19 protein-coding genes are annotated in these 22941 nt (G+C 72.5%); 7 read left to right on the forward strand and 12 right to left on the reverse strand.

The genetic code is table 11. The features are described 5' to 3' along the window. Positions 1–87: 87 nt before the first annotated feature. The 3 genes from ACIQZO_RS21340 to ACIQZO_RS21350 all read right to left on the reverse strand — a co-directional run bounded on the left by ACIQZO_RS21340 (position 88) and on the right by ACIQZO_RS21350 (position 4017). The gene (locus ACIQZO_RS21340; RefSeq protein WP_403628249.1) at positions 88–1989 is read right to left on the reverse strand and encodes a glycosyl hydrolase family 18 protein; all 1902 of its coding nucleotides are present in this window, start codon (positions 1987–1989) and stop codon (positions 88–90) included. A gap of 124 nt (positions 1990–2113) precedes the next feature. After that, entirely contained in the window at positions 2114–2767 is a 654-nt protein-coding gene (locus ACIQZO_RS21345; protein WP_403628251.1) for a response regulator, read from the reverse strand. After that, the gene (locus ACIQZO_RS21350) at positions 2764–4017 is read right to left on the reverse strand and encodes a sensor histidine kinase (RefSeq protein WP_403628502.1); all 1254 of its coding nucleotides are present in this window, start codon (positions 4015–4017) and stop codon (positions 2764–2766) included. The genes ACIQZO_RS21345 and ACIQZO_RS21350 overlap by 4 nt, the downstream gene beginning before the upstream one ends. A gap of 100 nt (positions 4018–4117) precedes the next feature. On the opposite strand from ACIQZO_RS21350, the gene ACIQZO_RS21355 reads away from it, so the two are divergent. Continuing rightward, positions 4118–4717: a hypothetical protein gene (locus tag ACIQZO_RS21355; RefSeq protein WP_403628253.1), complete on the forward strand. Its 600-nt coding sequence runs from the start codon at positions 4118–4120 to the stop codon at positions 4715–4717. A gap of 3 nt (positions 4718–4720) precedes the next feature. Here the strand turns inward: ACIQZO_RS21355 and ACIQZO_RS21360 are convergent, their stop codons facing one another. Then, positions 4721–5293 (reverse strand): cob(I)yrinic acid a,c-diamide adenosyltransferase, encoded by a 573-nt coding sequence (locus tag ACIQZO_RS21360; RefSeq protein ID WP_150259391.1) that lies wholly within the window; start codon positions 5291–5293, stop codon positions 4721–4723. A 102-nt stretch (positions 5294–5395) separates the two neighbouring features. On the opposite strand from ACIQZO_RS21360, the gene ACIQZO_RS21365 reads away from it, so the two are divergent. The 4 genes from ACIQZO_RS21365 (at position 5396) to ACIQZO_RS21380 (ending at position 10118) form a co-directional block, all read left to right on the forward strand. Then, positions 5396–5935, forward strand: a complete 540-nt coding sequence (locus ACIQZO_RS21365; protein ID WP_403628255.1) for a hypothetical protein — start codon at positions 5396–5398, stop codon at positions 5933–5935. 156 nt (positions 5936–6091) lie between these two features. Then, positions 6092–6940, forward strand: coding sequence for a 3-hydroxyacyl-CoA dehydrogenase family protein (locus ACIQZO_RS21370; RefSeq protein ID WP_403628257.1), 849 nt, complete (start codon positions 6092–6094; stop codon positions 6938–6940). A 175-nt stretch (positions 6941–7115) separates the two neighbouring features. Further along, entirely contained in the window at positions 7116–7439 is a 324-nt protein-coding gene (locus ACIQZO_RS21375) for an STAS domain-containing protein (protein ID WP_030386930.1), read from the forward strand. A 192-nt stretch (positions 7440–7631) separates the two neighbouring features. Further along, positions 7632–10118, forward strand: coding sequence for an ATP-binding protein (locus tag ACIQZO_RS21380; RefSeq protein ID WP_403628259.1), 2487 nt, complete (start codon positions 7632–7634; stop codon positions 10116–10118). 66 nt (positions 10119–10184) lie between these two features. Here the strand turns inward: ACIQZO_RS21380 and nucS are convergent, their stop codons facing one another. Next, complete coding sequence (gene nucS, locus ACIQZO_RS21385; RefSeq protein ID WP_403628261.1) at positions 10185–10856, reverse strand: endonuclease NucS; 672 nt, start codon at positions 10854–10856, stop codon at positions 10185–10187. Between the two features lie 220 nt (positions 10857–11076). On the opposite strand from nucS, the gene ACIQZO_RS21390 reads away from it, so the two are divergent. Further along, positions 11077–11469, forward strand: a complete 393-nt coding sequence (locus ACIQZO_RS21390) for an SCO5389 family protein (RefSeq protein WP_030660337.1) — start codon at positions 11077–11079, stop codon at positions 11467–11469. Positions 11470–11543: 74 nt separating this feature from the next. Here the strand turns inward: ACIQZO_RS21390 and ACIQZO_RS21395 are convergent, their stop codons facing one another. Next, the gene (locus ACIQZO_RS21395; protein WP_403628263.1) at positions 11544–12575 is read right to left on the reverse strand and encodes an LLM class flavin-dependent oxidoreductase; all 1032 of its coding nucleotides are present in this window, start codon (positions 12573–12575) and stop codon (positions 11544–11546) included. 229 nt (positions 12576–12804) lie between these two features. Here ACIQZO_RS21395 and ACIQZO_RS21400 point away from each other — a divergent pair, with 229 nt between their 5' ends. Beyond that, positions 12805–13131 carry a hypothetical protein gene (locus ACIQZO_RS21400; protein WP_030386925.1) on the forward strand — a complete coding sequence of 109 codons (327 nt, stop codon included), beginning with the start codon at positions 12805–12807 and terminating at the stop codon, positions 13129–13131. A gap of 35 nt (positions 13132–13166) precedes the next feature. Here ACIQZO_RS21400 and ACIQZO_RS21405 read toward each other — a convergent pair whose 3' ends face one another. The 6 genes from ACIQZO_RS21405 to scy all read right to left on the reverse strand — a co-directional run bounded on the left by ACIQZO_RS21405 (position 13167) and on the right by scy (position 22838). After that, positions 13167–14003, reverse strand: a complete 837-nt coding sequence (locus ACIQZO_RS21405; RefSeq protein WP_403628265.1) for an ABC transporter permease — start codon at positions 14001–14003, stop codon at positions 13167–13169. After that, the gene (locus tag ACIQZO_RS21410) at positions 14000–15130 is read right to left on the reverse strand and encodes an ABC transporter ATP-binding protein (protein WP_403628267.1); all 1131 of its coding nucleotides are present in this window, start codon (positions 15128–15130) and stop codon (positions 14000–14002) included. The genes ACIQZO_RS21405 and ACIQZO_RS21410 overlap by 4 nt, the downstream gene beginning before the upstream one ends. Positions 15131–15276: 146 nt before the next feature. Next, the gene (locus ACIQZO_RS21415) at positions 15277–16047 is read right to left on the reverse strand and encodes an ABC transporter permease (RefSeq protein WP_403628269.1); all 771 of its coding nucleotides are present in this window, start codon (positions 16045–16047) and stop codon (positions 15277–15279) included. Between the two features lie 2 nt (positions 16048–16049). Next, the gene (locus tag ACIQZO_RS21420) at positions 16050–17045 is read right to left on the reverse strand and encodes an ABC transporter ATP-binding protein (protein ID WP_403628271.1); all 996 of its coding nucleotides are present in this window, start codon (positions 17043–17045) and stop codon (positions 16050–16052) included. Between the two features lie 102 nt (positions 17046–17147). Further along, positions 17148–18086: a cellulose-binding protein gene (locus ACIQZO_RS21425; protein WP_385156934.1), complete on the reverse strand. Its 939-nt coding sequence runs from the start codon at positions 18084–18086 to the stop codon at positions 17148–17150. 195 nt (positions 18087–18281) lie between these two features. Next, a complete protein-coding gene (gene scy, locus ACIQZO_RS21430) occupies positions 18282–22838 on the reverse strand; it encodes a polarized growth protein Scy (protein WP_403628273.1) in 4557 nt (1518 codons plus the stop codon). Positions 22839–22941: the final 103 nt, after the last annotated feature.

Below are 22941 nucleotides of genomic sequence, written 5' to 3' on the forward strand. Positions count from 1 at the left end.
GTTGACCGGGGGAGGGTGAATGTGGCCTGGTCAGGACAACGAGAAGCCGGGGAGACGAGGGCGGACCCGTCTCCCCGGCTTCGGTCTTTACTGGAGCCCGGTGTGGACCGCGTTCGCGAGCTCACCGTTCGTGGTGTCGCCGCTGAACTCCCAGTAGAAGGCTCCCCTGAGGCCCTGCTGCTTGGCCCAGGTCATCTTCCCGGCGATGGTGGCGGGGGTGTCGTAGCTCCACCAGTTGCTGCCGCACTTGGCGTAGGCCGTGCCGGCGACCGTGCCGGTGGCCGGGCAGCTGGTCCTGAGCACCTTGTAGTCCTCGATGCCCTGCTCGTACGTGCCCGGCGCGGGCCCGGTGGCGGTGCCGCCGGGGGCGGCCTGGGTGACTCCGGTCCAGCCGCGGCCGTAGAAGCCGATGCCGAGGTTGAGCTTGGTGCCGGCGACGCCCTTGGCCTTGAGCTTGGCGATGGCGTCGGCGGAGTTGAAGCCGGCCTGCGGGATGCCCGCGTACGAGGTGAGCGGGGAGTGCGGGGCCGTCGGGCCCTGCGCCGCCCAGGCGCCGAAGAAGTCGTACGTCATGACGTTGTAGAAGTCGACGTACTGCGCGGCGCCGCCGTAGTCGGCCGCGTCGATCTTGCCGCCGCTGGAGGCGTCGGCGGTGATGGCGGCGGTGACCAGGTTGTTCGCGCCGAACTTGGCCCGGGTCGCCGACATCAGGTTCTTGAAGGCGGCCGCACCGCTGGTGTCGCAGGACAGGCCGCAGGCGTTGGGGTACTCCCAGTCCAGGTCGATGCCGTCGAAGACGTCCGCCCAGCGCGGGTCCTCGACCAGGTTGTAGCAGGACTGGGCGAAGGCGGTCGGGTTGGCCGCGGCCTGCGGGAACCCGCCGGACCAGGTCCAGCCGCCGAAGGACCACAGGACCTTGATGTTCGGGTAGGCCTTCTTCAGCTTGCGCAGCTGGTTGAAGTTGCCGCGCAGGGGCTGGTCCCAGGTGTCGGCGACGCCGTCGACGCTCTGGTCGGCGGTGTAGGCCTTGTCGTAGTCGGCGTAGGCGTCACCGATGGTGCACTGGCCGTTCTGGACGTTGCCGAAGGCGTAGTTGATGTGGGTGATCTTGCCCGCGGTGCCCGAGGTGACCAGGTTCTTCACGTGGTAGTTGCGCCCGTAGACGCCCCAGTTGGTGAAGTAGCCGAGCTTGACCTTGCCCGCCGGGTCCGGGGGGATGACCCCGCCGGTCGTGGTGACCGCGGCGGAGCCGGACGAGGGGCCCGTCTGGTCGATGGTGTCGCGGGCGGTGACGCTGTAGGTGTACGTCGTGCCCTTGGTCAGGCCGGAGTCCGCGTAGCTGGTCCCGGTGACGGTGGCGATCTTGGCGGAGCCCCGGTAGACGTCGTAGTTCTTGACGCCCTTGTCGTCGGTGGCCGGGGTCCAGGTCAGGGTGAGCGAGGTGTCGGCGACGTTGCTCGCGGCGGGGGTGCCGGGAGCCGTGGGGGGAGTGTCGCCGGGCTGGGTGCCGCCGTCGCAGGAGGCGCCGTTGATCTTGCAGCCGCTGGGGGCGCCGCCGCCCGCGCCGTTGAAGCCGAAGCCGGCCGTCGCGCCGGGGGCGAGGGTGCCGTTCCAGCCGAGATTCTTGGCGGTCCAGTGGGTGCCCGAGCCGGTGACGGTGGCGTCCCAGGCCGAGGTGACCGAGGTGCCCGCCGGATAGTCCCACTCCACGGTCCAGCTGCTGAGGGTGGTGGTGCCGGTGTTCTTCACCACCCACTTGCCCTCGAAGCCGGAGCCCCAGTCGGAGACCTTGGTGTACGTCGCCGTCGCGGAGGCGGCTGCCTGGGCCGGGCCGGCCAGGGCGACGAGTCCGGTGACGGGCAGGGCGAGGGCGGCCACGATCGCCGCGACTCGGCTGAAGAACCGGGTGCGCCTGGTGCGGGGTGGGGATGCTGTGCTCAAGGGTGATCCTCCGTAGGTCCGTCGCAGTCGTGGGGCCGACTGCGACATGGGGGTGGGACCTGCGCCGCCCGTGAGCACGCTTTGTCATGGCACGCTCACCACAGTGTTGCGGCGAGCGTAGAAAGGTCTGGACCAACCGTCAAGAGGTCCAGACCGGTGCGCGCCTTCCCGTCTATATCCCCAACTCCTGTGCGAGCACGGCGGCTTGGAGCCTGCTGCGCAGCTCCAGCTTGCCGAGCAGCCTGCTGACGTGCGTCTTGGCCGTCGCCTCCGCCATTTCCAGGCGCACGGCGATCTCCGCGTTCGACAGCCCCTCGCCCAGCGCGCTCAGCACCTCCCGCTCCCGCGGGGTGAGGGAGGCGATCGCCGCCGCCCGCTCCGGCGCCGGGGCCGGCCGCGCCGGCCGGGGCGCCGCGAACTCGGCGATCAGCCGCCGGGTCACCGCCGGGGCGATCAGGCCCTCCCCGCGCGCCACGGTCCGTACCGCCGCGATCAGCTCCGCCGCGTCCGCGTTCTTCAGCAGGAAGCCGGCCGCCCCCGCCCGCAGCGCACCGAAGACGTACTCGTCGAGGTCGAAGGTGGTCAGCACCAGTACGTCGGCCAGGCCCTCCGAGACCACCTGACGGGTCGCGGACACCCCGTCGAGCCGGGGCATCTGCACGTCCATGAGGACGAGATCCGGCCGCAGCTCGCGCGCCAGGCGCACCGCCTCCTCCCCGTCGCCGGCCTCGCCCACGACCTCGACGTCGCCCGCGCTGCGCAGGATGAGCACCAGCCCCGCCCGTACCGCGCCCTGATCCTCCGCCACCACCACCCGGATGGTCATGCCTCCACCGCCTTCTCCTCCGCGGGCAGTGTCGCCCGTACCTGCCACACCGCACCGGACCGGCCCGCCGTGAACACCCCGCCCAGCAGCTCCGTCCGCTCCCGCATGCCGATCAGACCCGCCCCGGAACCGGGCGCGCGGGGGCCCGGCCGGTCCCCGTAGGGGGAGTCCACCACCACGGTCAGCAGTCCGTCGGCGCGTGCCACGCGGACCGCGACCGTTCCCGGGGCGGCGTGCTTGAGGGCGTTGGTCAGCGACTCCTGGACGATCCGGTACGCGGCCAGCTCGACCGGGGCCGCCGCCGGCTCCCCGGAGCGCCGGTCGTCGTGGAGTACGAAGGTCAGCCCGCTCGCCGAGCCATTGGTCCGGGCCTGCCCGATGAGGGCGTCCAGGCCGTCCAGCGAGGGCACGGCGACCGGCTCCCGGTCGCCCCCGGCATCCCGTAGCAGCCCGATCAGGCGGCGCATTTCGGCCAGTCCCTGCACGCTGTTCTCGCGGATCACCCCGAGCGCGTCGCGACTGGTCGCGGCGGTGTCGATGGAGAGCGCGGCGGTGGAGTGGATGGCGATGGCGGAGAGGTGGTTGGCCACCATGTCGTGCAGCTCGCGAGCCATCCGGGCGCGCTCGGCGGCCACGGCCTGGCTGCGGTCCATCTCGGCCAGCAGCGCGGTCTGCTCCGCCCGCAGCCGGGCCGCCTCGGCGGCCTCGCGGTGGTTGCGCAGGGTGGCGCCGGTCAGCGCCGGGGCGAAGCTCACGATGCCGGTGATCGCGCCGACCAGCAGGGCCTGCGGGGTGCGCAGCCAGGCCAGCGAGGCGATGGTGACCACGACGGTGATCAGGCCGGTGCTGACCGGGAGCCGCCGGGCCATGGCCGGTTTTCCGTACACGACGGCGGCGTACATCAGATCTGTGAAGATCACGACGGTGGCGAGGCAACCGACCGTGAACTGGTCGGCGACCACCCCGATGGTGCCGACGATCAGGGTCACCCGGGGTTTGGTGCGGCGCAGCAGCTCCATCGCGCCGAGGGCCACCAGCGGGACCAGGGCCGCCCAGGCCGGCAGGGAGTCCCGGCCGGGGCTGCTGTAGACGCCGAGCGACCAGAACGCCAGGCCCGCGGCCGTGCTGACGGCCGCAAGGAGGACGTCGTCGCGGTGGGGGCGCAGGTCGCGGATCTTCGTGGTCACGGTCCCATCCAACAGGGTGCGCGGGTCCGGCACCTCGGCGGAGAGGCCGAGGCCGCGGTACATCGAACGATGCAGGCCCACATGGTCAATGGAGACGACGCGAGGGGTCCGGCCGGACGGGAGCCTGGGAAGGAACGGAGAACTCGAGCGGACGGAGAGTCCCATGATCGTCGCGCTGATCATCGCCTGCGAGGTCGGTTTCTGGGTCCTGCTGGCGGCCGGCCTGGCCCTGCGGTACCTCGCGAGGATGCCCAGGCTGGGGGCGGCGGTCCTGCTGTGCGAGCCCCTGATGGAGCTGGTGCTGCTCGTGGTCACCACGCTCGACCTCAAGAACGGCGCCGAGCCGGACTGGAAGCACGGGCTGGCCGCGCTCTACATCGGCTACACCGTCGCCTACGGCCACTACACGATCAAGTGGCTCGACGGGCACGCCGCGTACCGGCTGGCCGGGGGCCCGAAGCCGCCGGGTGCCGGGTACGGGAAGGAGCGGGCCCGGCACGAGTGGAAGCTGTGGGTCCGTACCGTGCTCGCCGCGGCCGTCGCCCTGGCCCTGCTCCAGGTGGCGATCTGGTACGTCGGTGACGCGGGTGACGTCAGCTCGCTCCAGGCCTGGCAGTTCGGCGCCCTGCGGGTGGTCGGCATCCACGCCCTGGTCGCAGCGGCGTACACGATCTGGCCGAGCAGGGCCCCCGCGAAGTTCCCGGAGAAGGCCCCGGCGGACGCCGCCGAGGACCGGTCCCCGCTGACCCGGACGGAGCGCTAGCGCTCAGCGCTCGCCGCCCGGCACCCACAGAACGTCCCCGACCTCCTTGTTGGCCACCCGGGCCAGGATGAACAGGAGGTCGGAGAGGCGGTTGAGGTAGGTGGCGGTCAGCGGGTTCATCACCTCGCCGTGCACCTCCAGCGCCGCCCACGTCGAACGCTCGGCGCGCCGGACCACCGTGCAGGCCTGGTGCAGCAGGGCCGCGCCCGGGGTGCCGCCCGGGAGGATGAAGCTGCGCAGCTTCTCCACCTGCTCCAGGAAGCGGTCGCAGTCCGCCTCCAGCTTGTCCACGTAGAACTGCTCCACGCGCAGCGGCGGGTACTCCGGGTTCTCGACCACCGGGGTGCACAGGTCGGCGCCGACGTCGAAGAGGTCGTTCTGCACGCGGACCAGGACCTTGACCACGTCCGCCGACAGCCCGCCGAGCGCGATCGCCGTCCCGATGGCCGCGTTGGCCTCGTTGGCGTCGGCGTACGCGGAGATCCGCAGGTCGGTCTTGGCGGTGCGGCTCATGTCGCCGAGGGCGGTCGTGCCCTTGTCGCCGGTACGGGTGTAGATGCGCGTGAGGTTCACCATGCGGCCAGGGTAGACGGGCCCGCGGGGGAAATCCGGGCGCGGTCGCCGCTGTCCGCGTACGGTCCGGTGGGGCCGAGGGAGCCCCGGACGGGGAGCGGTGCGATGACCGACGTGTACTACATCTGGCGGTTGGCCGAGGCCGCCCAGCAGATCGACCTCCTGGCGGGCTTCCTCGCCACCCGGCACGCGGACGGCCGGGCCGGCTCCGGTGAACCGGCCGAGTGCGCCCGGGCCGGGCGCGCGGCGGTGGCCGCCGGGCGCCTGAACGAGGCCCTCGACCGCCTCGAGGACCTGCGCGGGCACGCCGCCCGCTGGGCCGGGCACCCGCACCGTCCTGGCGAACCGGCCGCCGCCGAGTACGACGCGAGGGTCTGGGACTACGCCAAGGACATGCTGCGCGAGGAGCTCCCGCCCGCCGAGGCGAAGCTCTCCGCCGCGCGTGAGATCCTCCGGGAGCTCGGCTGGCGGCAGCGGGAGGTCTGCGCGCGCCCGGAGGCGGACGCCGGGGCCCGGGCGGACGCCCACTACCTCGCGGGACGCGGCGCCATGGCCGTCGAGCTCGGCAGCCTCGGCGCCGCGCGCAGGGAGCTGCGGCGGCTGCGCGCACTGGCCGAGCGGTGCGCCGGGACCGACGTCGCATGAACTGGACGGCGGGGCAGGGCTGCTGGGCCGTACCGGTGTGATGTCCGTCATCTGAGACGTGACGCGTGTTACTTCACGGTCACACCGCACCCCCCGGGCGCTAGTCTCCGCCGGAGTGGCTACGTGACTGTGCCGTAGGGAAACGAGGGGTGTGTAGTGGCTGGGAAGCTCGCCGTCATCGGTGCCGGACTCATGGGTTCCGGCATCGCGCAGGTCTCCGCTCAGGCGGGTTGGGACGTCGTACTCCGCGATGTCACCGATGCCGCGCTGACCCGCGGCACGGACGGAATCAAGGCCTCCTACGACAAGTTCGTCTCCAAGGGGAAGCTGACGGCCGAGGACGCCGAGGCGGCGCTCGCGCGCCTCACCACCACCACGGACCTCGACGCGGCCTCCGACGTCGACATCGTGGTGGAGGCGGCCTTCGAGAAGATCGAGATCAAGCACGAGATCTTCCGCGCCCTGGACAAGATCGTCCGTGAGGACACGATCCTCGCCTCCAACACCTCCGCCATCCCGATCACGAAGATCGCGGCCGTGACGGAGCGTCCGGAGCGGGTCGTCGGCGCGCACTTCTTCTCGCCCGTCCCGATGATGCAGCTGTGCGAGCTCGTGCGCGGCTACAAGACGAGCGACGAGACCCTCGCCACCACCCGGGCGTTCGCCGAGTCCGTCGGCAAGACCTGCATCGTCGTCAACCGCGACGTGGCCGGTTTCGTGACGACCCGTCTGATCTCCGCGCTGGTCGTCGAGGCCGCCAAGCTGTACGAGTCGGGCGTGGCCTCCGCCGAGGACATCGACATCGCCTGCAAGCTCGGCTTCGGGCACGCGATGGGGCCGCTGGCCACCGCCGACCTCACCGGCGTCGACATCCTGCTGCACGCCACCAGCAACATCTACACCGAGTCCCAGGACGAGAAGTTCGCCCCGCCGGAGCTCATGCGACGGATGGTGGACGCCGGGGACATCGGCCGCAAGAGCGGCCAGGGCTTCTACAAGCACTGAGGCCTGGACCCGCCACGGAGCATCACCGTTCGAATGCCTTCACCCGCCAGGGTGAATTAGGTATCGGTTCGCTCACGGTCGGCAACTTCCTTGCTCGCGCGACAGTCAGTTGCAGTGAGAGTTGCCGATCACGGACCAGTCGGACCATACGTACGCAGTACTGCCGGGAGTACACATGCACATCAGGGGCGACCACGCCGAACTCGCTGTCGGGGGCCGCCTCGACGTGCGCAGCGCGGCGGACGCCCGTACGGCCCTCCACACCGCCCTCGACGACGGCCAGGGCGACCTCGTGCTCGACCTCACCGGGCTCGACTCCTGGGACGCCACCGGCCTCGGCGTGATCATGGGCGCGCACCGCCGGGCCGGCCGGACCGGCCGGCGCCTGGTCCTGCGCGGCGTGCCGCCGCAGATGCAGCGGCTCCTCGTGGCGACCCGGCTGCACCGGATCCTCGCGATCGAGGGCGGCCTGGAAGCCGAGTCCCTGCCCCGCGTCTGAACGGCAGCCCGCTGACCTTTGCATTTCCTGCGGAAACGTAACGGTCCGGTGGTGATCGCCCCCCTGCGGTTTCCCGCACGACCGGCCACGGTCTAGGGTTCGGGCGGAAACCGGACCAGGAGCGGCAGCGGGCGCGCGAAGGCCGGGCGGTACGACGGCGAGGCGCGCGGCCCGCGATCGGGGGACTGGGTCATGGACCGTACACAGGGGCAGAACGAGCAGCACGAGCAGCCCAAGGGCGGCTCCGCATCCACGGCGCCCGCGGCATCCACGGCGCCCGGAGCGCCCGCAGCATCCAAGGCGCCCGCGAAAACGCCGGGGGCCCCGGCCACCGGCCCCGCCCGGGTCGTGAGCCTGGCCGCGGGCGACTTCACCCTGACCGTGAACCCGGTCGACGGCAGCGAGATCGAACCGCTGCGCCCCGGAACGGAGCCGGGCCGCCCCGGCCGGCGCGACGCGGCCGCCCGCGCGGCCCGGAACGCCGCCGCACGGCCCCCCGTACTGCCGGGCCCCGCCGTCCCCGCCCGCCCGCTGCTGGAGCGCGAGGAGGAGCGGGAGCGGCTCGTCCGCCTGCTGGGCCGCGGTCGCTCCGTACGGCTGACCGGGCCCGCGGGATCCGGCCGCAGCGCGCTCCTCGACGCGGTCGCCGACCGCTGCGAGGGCCTCGCGCCCGACGGTGTCGTACGGCTCTGCGGGTACGGGCACCAGCACCCCGGGGAACTGCTCCACGCGCTCTACGCCGCCGTGTACGAGGCCGAGCGGGCCCGGCCCGGACGGACCGAGCTCCTGGCCCGCGTACGGGAGATAGGCGCCGTCGTCCTCCTGGACGACCTGGAGATGGGCGGCCCCGCCCTCGACGAGCTGCTGCGCGCCACCCCCGAATGCGCCTACCTGCTGGCCGCGACCCCCGACACCCGGGCCCCCTCGGACCACTCGCACGTCGAGGAGGTCTTCCTCGGCGGGCTGGGCAAGGCCGACTGCCTGGAACTGCTGGAGTCAGGCGTCGGCCGGCCGCTGACGGACGAGGAGATCGCCTGGGCGGGCGACCTGCGCTTCGCCTCCGAGGGGCTGCCGCTGCGCTTCGTACAGGCCGCCGCACTGCTGCGTCAGCGCGACGAGCTCAACCACAGCGACGAGGACGACGAGGAGGAGGAGCCCGGCGTCTTCGAAGGGCGCCCGCGCGACTCCGTGCAGGTACCGCTGCCCACTCTCGCCGAGGGCGCGGCCCCGGCCGAGCTGCTCGCCTCGCGGGTCAGCGAGTCGGCGCGCGCGGCCTTGCGGATCGCGTGCGCGCTCGGCGGGGAGCTGCCGCACCACGCGCACCTCCCGGCGCTGGTGGGGGACACCCACGCCGACACGGCCGTGGCGGAGCTGCTCGCCTGCGGGCTGCTGACGCCCGTCGGGACGCGCTACCGGCTGGCCGCGGGCGTCGCGCGCCAGCTGGAGGAGGTCGGCTACGGGGACACCGCGTCGGAGGAGGCCCGTACGGCCGCCCGGCACTACGCCTGGTGGACCGGGCACGCCTCGGTGGTCCCGGAGCGGGTCGCGGCGGAGGCGGACGCGGTCCTCGCGGCGCTGGCCGGTGCGGACGTGGTCGCGGCGGTACTGCTGGCGCGCACGGCGGCCCCCGCGTTCGCGGCCTCGCTGCACTGGGAGGCCTGGGAGCGGGTGCTGCGCTCGGGGGCCGAAGCCGCGCGCAAGGCGGGGGAGGTGGCCGAACAGGCCTACTTCCACCACGAACTCGGTGTGCTGGCCCTGTGCGAGGAGCGCCTGGACCGGGCACGGGCCGAACTGGAGACCTCGATCGGGCTGCGGGGCGCACTGGCCGACAAGCGGGGCACGGTCGCGGGACGCCGGGCACTGGCCCTGGTCGTCGACCGGGAGACCGCCGGGGCGGCCGCGTCGCCGCCGCTGCGGCTGGAGGCGCCGGCTGCCCCCGCGGCTGCCCCGGAGGCGCTGCCCGCCCCGGCCGCCAAGACCGTCGCCCCGGCCGCCTCCGAGGCGCCCAGGCCCCGGGTAACTCCCGCGGCCCCCGGCGCCCGTGTCGCCCCGGTGGTCCCCGTATCCGCCGAGGCGGTGACGCGGATGACTCCCGTCGTCCCGGTGACCGCCCGCTCCGAACCGCCCACGACGCTGTCCGAGGTCTTCGAGGACGCTTTCCCGCTGGCCCCGAAGCCCGCCCCGGCCACCGCACCCCGGCCCGCCGCCCCGGCCCCGGCCCCGGCCCCCGGCCGGCGACGGCGCGTACTGCTGGCCGGTGCGGGCGCGCTGACGGTCGTGGCCCTGGGCACGGTCGTGAGCCTGGCGCTGAGTTCCTCGGACACCTCACCGCCGGCCCAGGGGCCGACGGTGTCGCAGACCCCGACGGTCTCGGCGACCTCGACGGATCCGGTCGTCAGCCGGAACGATCCTGCACCGGAGCCGCCCGTGTCGGCCCCGCCGGCGCAGTCCGCGGCGCCCGGCCAGAGCGTCGCCCCGACCCCGGGCCGCACCCCCGCCCGGACCCCGTCCCGGCGCCCGTCCGCCACGCCGCCCAACTCCCCGCCGGCGACGTCCGTTTCGCCGTCGCCGACCACGGCCGGGCCCTCGCCCTCCCCGACGGAGACCGGCATACCGTCGCCGACGGCCACCGCCCAGACGGGTACCGCCACGGCCACCTCACCGACCACCGGCCGGTGAACGACAACGGCTCCGTCCCTCGGGACGGAGCCGTTGCTCGAGAAGTACCGGAGAACCGGAAGAGGATCAGAACAGGCGGAGCTTGTCGTCCTCGATGCCGCGCATCGCGTTGTAGTCCAGGACCACGCAGTTCATCCCGCGGTCCGTCGCCAGGACCTTCGCCTGCGGCTTGATCTCCTGGGCCGCGAAGATGCCGCGGACCGGGGCCAGGTGCGGGTCACGGTTGAGCAGTTCGAGGTAGCGGGTCAGCTGCTCGACACCGTCGATCTCGCCGCGGCGCTTGATCTCCACGGCCACCGTCGCGCCGCTCGCGTCCCGGCACAGGATGTCCACCGGGCCGATCGCCGTCATGTATTCGCGCCGGATCAGCGTGTAGCCCTCGCCCAGCGTTTCGATGCGGTCCGCCAGGAGTTCCTGGAGGTGCGCCTCCACGCCGTCCTTGATCAGCCCCGGGTCCGTGCCCAGCTCGTGGGAGGAGTCGTGCAGGACTTCTTCCATCGTGATGATGAGCTTCTCGCCCGCCTTGTTGATGACCGTCCACACGTTGGACTCGTCACCGCTCCCCTCCTTGAGGGTGCACGGCGGCGACATCCAGTTGAGCGGTTTGTACGCTCGGTCGTCCGCGTGGATCGAGACACTGCCGTCGGCCTTCACGAGGATCAGACGGGGTGCCGAGGGCAGATGGGCGGTGAGCCGGCCCGCGTAGTCGACGGAGCAGCGGGCAATGACGAGACGCATGGTCGGCAACGCTACTCGACGAGAAGGCCTTCACGCGATTCGCCCCTGAAAGCCCCGTTCGCCGATGGCGCGTTGTATGCGCATTCTCCTGGTGCGTCACCCATGGGACGCCTACCGTGGTGAGCGGGAGGTTGTCGAGCGTGCACTCTGCGTCGCGATCTCCTTCCCTGCCCGTAAGACTCCGGCAACCCAAACAGCCGGGGTCGCGAGAGGAGAACCCATGTCGCTCGACGTCTCACCGGCCCTACTCGAACAGGCCGAGCGAGGCGAGGTCGACGAAGCCGCTTTCGTCGACTGCGTCCGGACCTCCCTGCCCTACGCCTGGGAGATGATCAGCTCGCTGGTGGCACAGCTGAAGGTGGACGGCGGACAGTTCGCCGACAACCAGACGCCGCCGCCGGACGAGCAGGCGCGGGGGCAGCTGCTGCGCGCCCTCGCGAGTGACGCGATACGCGGTGCACTGCAGCGGCACTTCGGAGTGCGCCTGGCATTCCAGAACTGTCACCGGGTGGCGGTGTTCCCGCTGGATCCCTCGGTGGACGACCGGCTCGCCAAGTTCACTTCGATCCGCGGTCAGCTGCTCAACCAGTCGCCGGAGCTGCGGGACTGCTAGGCCGTCCCATTCGGATCACACCCGGCGCCACCGGGGTGATCCGAAGGAAACGGCCCGGGTAGGACCGGCAGGTCTCAGTCGAGACGGGGAAGGACCTCGGCGCCGAGTCGTCGTACGTTCTCCTCCGTCGCGGCGAGATCACCGGAGCCCTCCGTCAGGAGGGCGAAGCGCGTGATGCCCGTCCGTGCCGACGTGGCCGCCAGCCGGTCCGCCGCCACCTGCGCGGTGCCCACCGGGTGCAGGTCGCAGAGCAGTTCCGTGTACGCGACCGGATCCCGCATCGCGCGTACCCGGTCGTCCACGGTCACATGCGCGTCGAGGCCCTGCTTGAGCCAGCCCGGCATCGCCTTCAGCAGGGTCTCGCGCGCGTCCGCCGTCCGGTCGGCGAGCTGGCACACCCCGGCGGAGACGTGTCCCGCCCCGGCCACGACCTCGCGCGAGTGGCCGGCCGCCAGCGCCGTGCTGCGCCACAGTGCGACCATCTCGGCCTTGCTGTCGTCCCCGCAGTGCATCCCGAGCAGCATCGGCAGCCCCCGCTCCGCGGCCATCCGTACCGAGGCCGCAGAGGTGCAGGCCACGATCACCTCGGGTCCGGCCCCGTCCCCGTCCAGGGCCTCCGAGGGCCTCGGTACGACAGCCACCTCGCGAAATCCGTACCGCTCGCCGGCGGCCCCCACCCGCGCCTCGGTCAGCCAGCGCCGCAGCAGGTCCAGAGCCTCCGGGAAGCCGTTCTCGTAACTGTCGAGGCCGCCCCCGAACACCTCCAGGTCCACCCACGGCCCGCCGCGGCCGACCCCGAGGGTGAACCGGCCGCCCGAGGTCACGTGCAGCAGGGCCGCCTGTTCCCCGAGGGCCACCGGGTGCGTGCTCGGCAGCACGCTCACCGCCGTGCCCACCCGCAGCCTCCGGGTCCGGCCCAGCAGCAGGGCCGCCAGAGTCACCGCGGACGGGCAGACCCCGTACGGGACGAAGTGGTGCTCGGCGAGCCAGACCGAGTCGAGCCCGGCCTCCTCGGCCACTTCAGCGGTCCGCACCGCCCGGTGCAGTGCCTCTCCCTGTCCCTGGCCCGGGAACTGGGCAGCCAGTACAAACGCTCCTACGCGCATCGCCTTTAGCCTCCTCGCGGCTGACGCGGCCTCCCCCAGGTGGACCGGTTCTTCCTATGGCAACAACGTCTGACACGTGCCAAAGGCACGGGCTGACAGGAAAGTTATTGGGATTGTCGGGCCATTCCTCTTCGCGGGTCGGCCTTCATCAGCCACCCTGCGGGTACCCGGCCTCGCTGCGCGTAGTCTGGGAGAAAGTCACTGCCGTCCGCCCATCCGTGAGGTATACGTGTCACCGCGCAACAACCGCCCCAGGGGCGGCGAGACCCCGGACGAACGCCCCAGCACCGGCCTCGACCGCTATGGGCTGGAGCGCACGGAGGAGTACCAGGGCGAGGACTGGAAGGTCCGGCACGTCGCCGGCGCGAGCGCGGCGGGCAAGCGCTACCGCTGCCCCGGCTGCGACCAGGAGATCCCCTCCGGCACCCCGCACCTGGTGGCTTGGCCCGAGTACGGCGGCGTGGACGACCGGCGGCACTGGCACAAGGCCTGCTGGAACGCGAAGGACCGTCGCACCACGAAGGTGCAGCGGTCCCGCAACGCGCCGAAGTACTAGGCCGTTCCCTCCGGATCCCGCCGCGTCCAGGCCGTCTAGACGTCCCGGCGGCCGACGACCACGTACGAGCCGGCCACCGCGGCGCCGGTGATCAGCACGATCAGCGTCAGGTGCGAGAGGTTGCTCGGCGTCGGGCCGAGGTCGCCGCCCTCCGGCATGCCGAACAGCTGCATCATCGCCACCGGCACGTTGTGCCGCAGGATGGCCCGGCCGATGACCGCGACGCCCTCCCACATGCTGAGCATGGCCCCGATCACCGGCGGCAGCGTGACCAGGCCCAGCATCACGGCGATCGCCCCGGCCGAGTGCCGCACCAGCGCGCCGATCGCGAGCGCGAGCACGCCGAGCAGGGTGACGTAGCCGCAGCCGAGCGCCGCCCCGAGCCATTCGTCGGCCGCGTGCGGGCCGGACGCGGTGCCGCCGCGCACGACCGCCGCGGTGATCCCGACCACGAAGACCGACAGCGTGGTGGTGACGAAGGCCGCCATGCTGAAGACGAGGTACTTCGCGGTGAGCACCCGGTACCGGTCCGGGGCGGCCGTGAAGGTGGTTCGCACCAGCCCGGTGCCGTGCTCCGAGCTGATGGTCAGCACACCGAGGACGATCACCGCGAGCTGGCCGACCAGCAGGCCGATGAGGGCGGGCGTGGTGAAGTTGATCTGCGCGTAGTCCCCGTCCGCGGTCTGCTCGACGACGGCCAGGCCGATGCCGACCACGGTCAGCACGAGCGCGCCCAGCGTCCACAGGGTCGAGCGGAGCGAGACCAGCTTGGTCCACTCCGAGGCCAGGGCGTGCCCCAGGTGCGGCCGCGGCGTGGCGAGGGGGGAGCGGTAGCTCCCGGGCTGTTCCGCCGTCGTGGTCGTCGCCGTCATCGGGTGTCCTCGGGGGTGTGCGGGGCGGTGTTCCTGGCGGCGCTCGCGAGCTCGCCGGGCTTGCTGGGCATCAGGAAGGGCTGCCCGCCCGCCCCGGGCGGCGGGGGCGCGTAGAAGCCGGTCTGCGGGACCTCGGCGGCCGTCTCGTCCTCCTCCTCCCAGGCCGGGAGGGAGAGCGGCTCCGGCTCCCACAACTCGGCCCGCGGGTCCTCCGTGGAGGTGTACTCGACCGCGGACTGGGTCATCCGCATGTACGCCTCCTCCAGCGAGGCGCGGTGCGGTGACAGTTCCCACAGCCGTACGCCCGCCCCGTGCGCGAGGTCGGAGATCTGCGGCAGCTCCAGGCCGGTCACGCGCAGTGCTCCTCCGGGCTCCTGGAGGACCCGTCCGCCCGCCTTGGCGAGGGCCCTGCCCAGCGTCTCCCGGCCATGTGGATCAGTGTCGGCCGCCTGCACCCGAGCGAATCCGGCCGAGTTGTGCGCGATGAACTCCTGGGTTCCCATGTCGGCCAGCAGCCGGCCCCGGCCGATCACGATCAGGTGGTCGGCGGTCAGCGCCATCTCGCTCATCAGGTGCGAGGAGACGAAGACGGTGCGGCCCTCGGAGGCGAGCCGGCGCATGAGATTGCGGACCCAGAGGATGCCCTCGGGGTCGAGCCCGTTGACCGGCTCGTCGAACAGCAGCACCTGCGGGTCCCCGAGCAGGGCGGTGGCGATGCCGAGCCGCTGCCCCATGCCGAGCGAGAAACCCTTCGTACGCTGCCGGGCGGCGTCCTGGAGGCCGACCACGGCCAGCACCTCGTCCACCCGCTTCTCCGGGATCCCGGAGAGCTGGGCGATGGAGAGCAGGTGGGTCCGGGCCCGGCGGCCGCCGTGGACGGCCTTGGCGTCGAGGAGGGCGCCGACGTGCCGCTGGGCGTTCGGCAGCTCCCGGAAGGGCCGGCCGTTGATCGTGACATGGCCGGAAGTGGGTCGGTCGAGGCCCACGATCATGCGCATGGTGGTGGACTTGCCGGAGCCGTTGGGCCCCAGGAATCCGGTGACGTGACCCGGCTTGACCTGGAAGGACAGCTGGTCGACGGCGGTCTTCGCGCCGAAGCGCTTGGTCAGGCCGACTGCCTCGATCATCTTGCTGCCCCTTACCAGGCCGGGACGACTTTCGCCCGCGTAAGGGTTAAGAGGATAACGAGGTTCCTGCGGTTCCGTCCCGGGCCGGATCCCTGAGCTGCCCCTGAGACCGACCCGGGGATCACCCGTAGTACGCGGGCAGGAGGTCAGGCATCCCTCTTGCGGAGGACGGCGTAGCCCCCGAGTACCGCGGCCAGCGTCCAGAGGACCAAGATCCCGAAGCCGCCCCACGGGCCGTACGGGGTCGCGGGGGCATCGAACGCGTTGGGCACGACCTGCATGATCCGCCCCCCGGCATTGCTCGGCAGGTACTGGCCGACCGTACGGGTCGCGTCGAAACTGACGAGCAGGTTCGAGACGATCAGGAAGAAGGGCACCAGGACGCTGATGGCGGCGACGGAACTGCGCAGCATGGCCGCCACGCCCATGCAGAAGAGGGCCAGCAGTGCCAGGTACAGTCCGGCGCCGGTCACGGCGCGCAGGACGTGCTCCTCGCCGATGCCGATGCCGAGGTCGCCGAGGAGCGCCTGGGTGAGGAAGAAGGACACGAAGCTGGTCGCCAGCCCCACGATCAGGGCCAGCGCCGTCGCCACCACCATCTTGCCGAGCAGGAAGTGATCCCGGCGGGGTACGGCGGCCAGCGAGGTGCGGATCATGCCCGTGCTGTACTCGGTGCTCACGACCAGCACACCGAAGACGATCATGGCCAGCTGTCCGAGCTGCATCGAACCGAGGCTCATCGCGGTGGGGTCGAAAGTGGCTCGCTGGGCGGCCGGCAGGTTGTCCGGGTCGAACGTGGCGCTGAACAGCGCGGCGAACCCGACGGTGACGAGGAAGACGAGGGCGAGGGTCCAGCTGGTGGAGGCGACCGTGCGGATCTTGGTCCACTCGGACTGCAGGACGGCGGTGAAGGCCATGATCACTCACCGGCCTTGCGGGTCGCCTCGTAGCCGGCGCCCCAGGCGGGGACGTCGGCCGGCCGGGCCGGGTTGTCGGCAGCCATGCCCGGTGCGTGGGCGTGGTATTCGACGGAGTCCGCCGTCATGCGCATGAACGCTTCCTCCAGTGACGCCCGTTGCGGGCTGAGTTCGTGCAGCACGATCTGGTGCCGGGCGGCCAGCTCGCCGAGCTGCTCCGCACTCGCGCCGTCGATCTCCAGCGTGCCGGTGGCGGGAACGCTCACGGCGTTGATCCCGGCCTCGTGCAGAAGGTCTTTCAGCCGCTCCTGCTGCGGGGAGCGCAGCCGGACGTAGCTGCGCGAGTTCTGCTGGATGAAATCGGCCATCGGCAGGTCTGCCAGTAGCTTTCCCTGTCCGATCACGACCAGATGATCTGCCGTCAGCGCCATTTCGCTCATCAGGTGGGACGAGACGAAGATCGTCCTTCCCTCCGACGCGAGGCCCTTCATCAGATTGCGGATCCAGAGGATTCCCTCGGGATCCAGGCCGTTGACCGGTTCGTCGAACATCAGGATTTCCGGATCGCCCAGCAATGCGGAGGCGATTCCAAGCCGTTGGCTCATTCCGAGCGAAAATCCTTTGGACTTCTTCTTCGCCACGGCCGTCAGGCCGACCAGATCCAGGACCTCGTCGACCCGCTGGCGCGGGATGCGGTTCGACTGGGCCAGGCAGAGAAGGTTGTTGTACGCACTTCGGCCACCGTGCATGGCCTTCGCGTCCAGCAGTGCCCCGACGTGCTTCAGCGGCTCCGACAGGTCGCGGTAGTGCTTCCCGTAGACCCGGACCGTGCCGCTGGTCGGATTGTCGAGGTCGAGCATCATGCGCATGGTCGTGGACTTGCCCGCCCCGTTCGGGCCGAGGAAGCCCGTCACCACCCCCGGGCGGATCTGGAAGCTGAGGTGGTCCACGGCGGTCGTCGTACCGAATCGTTTCGTAAGGCCCTCAAGCTCGATCATGCGGCCACGCTAGAACGCCCGAGGGCCCTACGCCACCTCAAAAGGGTGACATAGGGCCCTCGATCGGGCGCACGACGGGTGTTGTGTGCTACCCGTCGGTAATCAGCGGCTCTGCTGCGCCGGGACGCCGCGGGTGACGGGCTCGTCGTCCACGATCGGGCTGGCCGCCGCGACGGCCGCACCAGTGAGCGTCGCCAGCATCTCGCGGACGTTGGTCAGCTGCGCGTTGATCGAGTCGCGGCGGTTGGTGAGCGCCGCCAGCTCGCGCTCGGACTCGCTGCGGATGCGGTCGGCCTTGGCGTTGGCGTCGGCCACGATGTCCTCGGCCTGGCGCTGCGCGGTCTCCACCGTCTGGCGGGCCCGGCGCTCAGCGTCCGTACGCAGCTTCTCGGCCTCCAGGCGCAGCTGCTCGGCGCGGTGCTCGATCTCCGCGAGACGCTTCTCGGCCTTGGCCTGACGGGAGGCGAGGTCGCGCTCGGACTGCTCGCGGCGCTTGGCCAGGTTGGTCTCGAAGTCCGCGGCGGCCTGGGCGGCCTTGGCGCGGGTCTCCTCGAACAGGGCGTCGGCCTCCTCGCGCTTGGAGGCCGCGTCCTTCTGGGCCTCGGAGCGCAGGGTCGAAGCGTCGCCCTTGGCCTTCTCGACGATGCGGACGCCCTCGTCCTCCGCCTTCGACTTGCGGTCGGCGGCGAACGACTCGGCGTCGTTGCGCACCTGCTGGGCGGCCGACTCGGCGAGCTCGCGGTGCTGCTCGGCCGCGCGACGGGCCTCCTCGCGCAGGTCCTTCGCCTCCTCCTCGGCCAGCCGCAGGATCTTCTCGACCCGGGCGCCGAGGCCGGCGTACGACGGCTCGGCGTCGTTCACCTGGGCCTGGGCGTTCTGCGTCTCGAGATGCAACTCCTCGATCCGCTTTTCCAGAGAGTTGATACGTCCAAGGGCGCTGTCGCGGTCGGAGACCAGCTTGGTAATGCGGTCGTCCACCTGACCGCGGTCGTAACCACGCCGCACGAGCTCGAAGCCGAAGGGGGAGGAAGTGTCGCTCATGGGGTTCCTGTCGAATGAGACCGATGAGGTGCTACGTGAGGTGTTAGGGGAATCCTAGGCGTCCAGACGGCGTGTCATCGAGTCAATCCGCGTTTGATCTGGACAATGACACCCCTTTTGAGTGGCAGAGCGACAGAACGCCTGTCACCCGTTTGCCTGAACCTTCATCAGGTGCACACATCGCTGGGCATTTGGCTACCCCTCCGACGCCTTGCCACCCGAACGAGTGGAGCCTGCTGTCGCTCCGGCCTTCACGCCCCCCGCGCCCTGGCCACCGACCGCCGGCTTTCCGCCGCCCGAAGGCGCCTCGAATGATTCCAACGCCTCAAGAACGTCCTGGACACGGGAGATCTCCGCCTGAATGTCCTCGCGACGACGCACCAGGACCTCCAGCTCGCGGCGGCCCTCGTCGACGAGCTGCTCGGCCTCCGCCTTGGCCCGCGCGAGCGCGCTCTCGGCCTCCCGGGTCAGCTCCGCCTTCTTCTGCTCGGCCTCCTTGAGCAGCGCCTCCGCCTTGCGGACCGCGGCGATGCGCACCTTGCTCGCCTCGCTGCTCGCGTCCGACACCAGCTCCTTGGCCTTCGCCTCGGCCTCGACGCTCTGCTCGGTCGCCGCGCGCACCAGCTTGTCCACGCGCTCGCCGGCCGACTTCATCTGCTCGGCCGACTCCCGGCGGGCCCGCTCGTGCAGCTCCTCGACCTCGCCCTCGACGCGGCCGCGCAGCTCCTCCGCCCGTTCTCTTATGGCGGCGGCGTCGCTGCGCGCACCGACCAGCAGCTCGTTCGCGTCCGTACGGGCCTTCTCCACCATGGAGTTGCCCTCGACGGTCGCCTCGGAGGTGATCCGCACGGCCTCCTTGCGGGCCGCGTCGACCATCGCGTCGGCCTGCTCCTCGGCCGCCGTGGTGGCGGCGAGGGCCTGCTTCTGCGCGTTGCTCGTCAGCTTCTCGGCTTCCGCCGAGGCCTCCGTGATGAGCCGGTCGACCTGCTCGGCGGCCTCGCTGCGGCGCTTGTTGGACGCCTCGCGTGCCTCGTCCAGCAGCCGCTCGGACTCCGCGCGGGCCTCGCCGCGGGTGCGCTCCGCCTCGGCCGCCGCCCGGGCCTTGACCCGCTCGGCCTCCGACCGGGTGCGGCTCGCGTGCTCCTGCGCCGAGGACAGCGCCTCCGACGCGTCCGCGCGCAGCCGCTCGGCCTCGCCGGCCGCCTCGCCGACCGTGCGCTCGTTGTCCTTGCGGGTCTGCTCGGTGAGCTTCTCCGTCTCGTTGACCGCCTCCGTGACGAGCCGGTCCGCCTGCTCGGCCGCATCGGTGCGCAGCCGGTTGGCCTCGGCGCGCGCCTCGTCCAGCGTCTGCTCGGCGTCGCGCTCGGCGCCCGCCAGGGTCTCGTTCGCCGCGACCGTGACCCGGTCGGCCTCCGCGGTGGCCTCGCCGATGATCCGGCCGCCCTCCGCACGGGCGTCGTCCAGCGCCCGGACCGCCTCGGCGCGCAGCCGGTCGGCCTGCGCCTCGGCCTCGCCGACGGTGGCCTCGTTGGCCACGCGGGTCTCGTCGATGAGCCGGTCGCCCTCGGCGCGCGAGTCGACCATGATCCGCGCGGCGTCGCGCTCGGCGCCCGCCAGGGTCTCGGCCGCCTGCCCCTTGAGCCGGGTCGCCGCGGTGGTGAGCCGCTCGGCCTCCGCCGCCGCCTCGCCGACCGTCGCCGCGTTCGCGGCGCGGGTCTCCTCGGTGAGCCGGTCGGCCTCCGCCGTGGCCTCGGTGATGAGCCGGTCGATCTGCTCAGCGGCCTCGGTACGCAGCCGGTTGGCGTCGGCCCGTGCCTCGTCCAGGATGTTCGCGGCCTCGGTGCGGGTGACCTCGGTGGCCTCGGCCGCCTCGGCGGTGATCCGCGCGGCCTCCGCCTCGGCCTCGGCGATCGCGGCCGCGTTCGCCGCGAGGGTCTCCTCGGTGAGCCGCTCGGCCTGCGCCGTCGCCTCGGCCGTGATCCGGGCGCCCTCGGCGCGGGCGGTCTTCAGGGCCTCCGCGGCCTCGCCGCGGATGCGGTTCGCGTCGTCCCGGGCGTCGGCGCGGGTCCGGGCCGCGTCCCGCTCGGAGGCGGCCAGCGCGTCCGTGGCCTCCGTACGCACCCGCTGCGCGTACTCGGCGGTGTCGCCGCGCAACTGCTCCGCCTCGGCGATCGCCTCGCCGACCGTCCGCTCCGCCAGCGCCTTCGCCGCGTCCGTCTCGGACCGCGCCTCGCTGCGGACCCGGTTGGCGTCCTCGGTGGCCCGCTCCCGCTCCGCGTAGGCGTCGGAACGGACCCGGCCGGCCTCTTCCTCCGCCTCTGTCCTCGTACGCTCCGCCGCGTGCTCGGAGGCGTTGCGCAGTCCGGCGATCTCCTCCTCGGCCTGCTCGTGCAGCCCGGCCACGGAGTCCCGCACCTGCTGCGCGGTGGTCTCGGCCGCCGAAACGACCTCCGACGCGCGCCGCTCGGCCTCCTCCGTCAGCCAGACCGCCTCGGCCTGCGCCTCCTCGGAGCGCTTGCGGGCCTGCGCCAGCAGTTCCTCGCTCTGCTCGCGGGCCTGGGCCCGCTCGCTGTCCGCGTCGGTCCGCGCCGACGCGAGGGTCTCCTCGGACTCCCGGCGGCGCCGGGCGGCCTCCTCCTGGGCGGCGGCCAGCGCCTCCGCGGCCTCCTCGGCGACCCGCTCGGCGGCGGCCTTCGCCTCCGCGCGCAGCCGGTCCGCGGTCTCCTGGGCCTCGGAGCGCACCCGCTCCGCCTCGGCCTCGGCCTCACCGCGCAACCGCACGGCGGACTGCTCGGCCTCGGCACGGACCCGTCCTGCGTCCTGCGCCGCGTCGGTGCGCAGCTGGTCGGCCTCGGCCTCCGACTGCGACTGGAGGGTACGGATCCGCTCCGCCGCCTCGGCGCGCAGCCGGTCGTTCTCCTCCGTGGTCTCGCGGCGGATGTTCTCCGCCGCGCCGCGGGCGTCGCGCAGCGTCTGCTCGGCCGTCGTCAGCCGGCCCTCGGCCTCGGTGTGCAGCCGGACGAGCTCCTCGTCGGCCTCCGCACGCCGGGCGGCCACCGCCTGCTCGGTCTCCTCGCGCCGCGCCAGGGCCGCAGCGTCCGCCTCGGCCCGTACGTTCTCGGCGCCCTCTTCCGCCTCACCGCGCAGCCGCTCGGCCTCGGCGCGGGTCCGCTCCAGCGTCTCCTCGGCCTGCTTGCGCAGGGTGCCGGCCCGCTCCACGGCCTCGGCGCGCACCCGCTCGCTCTCGGCGGTCGCCCCGCCGCGCAGCTCGTCCGCGTCCGCCTTGGCCTTGCCGAGCAGCTCCTCGGCGGTCCGGGCCGCCTCCTCGATCTGCTGGACGGCCTCGCGGCGGGCCTCGCCGCGGATCCGCTCGCCCTCGGCGACGGCCTCGGCGCGCAGCTGCTCGGCCTCGCCGCGCAGCCGCCGGGCCTCCTCCTGGAGTTCGACCGTACGGGCCCGGTACTCCTCGGTGTCGTCCTTCGCGGCGCCCTTGAGCTCGTCGGCCGTGGTCGCCGCCTGCAGGCGCAGCCGGTCGGCCTCGGTCTCGGCCTCGCGGCGGATCCGCTCGGCCTCCTCGGACGCGGCCCGGGTGGTGGCCCGGGCGTCCTCCGAGGCCTTGTTCAGTACGTCCTCGGCCGTGCGGGCGGCCTTCGCCAGCTGGGCCGCCATGTCCTCGGCCGCGGCCGTACGGGCGCTGTCGCCGGCCTCGGAACGCAGCCGCTCGGCCTCCGCGCGGGCGTCGGCCAGGGTCTGCTCGGCCTCCGCCTTGAGGGCCTCGGCCTCCTTGGTGGCCTCGCCGACCAGCCGGGCGACCTGCTCCTTGGCGGTGCGGGTGCGCTGCTCGTTGACCGACTCCGCGGACGCCAGCTGACGGGCAGAGCTCTCCTTGGCCTCGGCGAGGAGCTTCTCCGCCTCGGCGCGGGCCTCGCGCAGCGAGGAATCGGCTTCCTGCACCCGGGTTTCGGCCAGCCGGCCGAGGTCCAGGGTCTGCTGGCGGGTGTGCTCGGCCTCGGCGGAGGTGGTGGAGCGCAGCCGCTCCGCGTGGTCGGTGGCCTCCTGGGCCTGCGAGGAGGCGGCGGTCAGCAGCCGCTCGGCCTCCTTGCGGGCGCGCAGCAGGGTGGACTCGGCCTCCGAACGGGCGGCCTCGGCGTCCGTGGCCATCCGGCGCCGGGTCTCCTCGGCGACCCGGGCGGCTTCGGCGCGGGCGGCGTTCAGCGACTGCTCGGCCTCGGCGCGGGACTCTTCCAAGAGCCGGCGCGCCTGGGACTCCGTACGGGCGCGCAGCTGCTCGGCCCAGGCCACGTTCTCATTGACGTGGGCCTCGACGGTCTGGCGCCGCTCGCCGAGCTCCTGGTCCAGGCGCTGGCGGCGGTTGACGGCCTCGGCGTGCAGCTCGGCCTGCAGGCGCGCCTGGTGCTCGGCGTGCTCCTGGAGGATGCGCTGGGTCTGCGCCCGGGCGTCGCGCAGCTCGCGCTCGGCGTCGGAGCGCATCTGGTCGGCCTGGATCTGGGCATTGCGAAGCAGCTGCTCCGCCTGGTAGCCCATGTCCGCGCCGTCGTAGGCGGGCCGGGACGCCAGTGAGCGTCGTACCTCGTGAAGCTTGGCGCGCAGCACCTCGACCTGGTATCCCAGGTCCTCAGCGTGCTGGACGGCCTTCCCGCGCTCCTTCTTCAGCCGCTCCATCTCGGCTTCGAAGCGCGAGAGATGGTCGACCTCGGCCTGATGGCTCTCCTGGCTTTCGTAGCCCCGCACAGCGCGGTCCCATCCGTCCCCTGGTCGCAAGCTCACTCCCAAATGAGCATCGCTCGCCCGCTGAACGACGCCCCCGGGGGAATGGTGTCAGATACCGGGGCAG

The sequence above is a fragment of the Streptomyces sp. NPDC097617 genome, from assembly GCF_044761485.1.
Classification (GTDB): domain Bacteria; phylum Actinomycetota; class Actinomycetes; order Streptomycetales; family Streptomycetaceae; genus Streptomyces.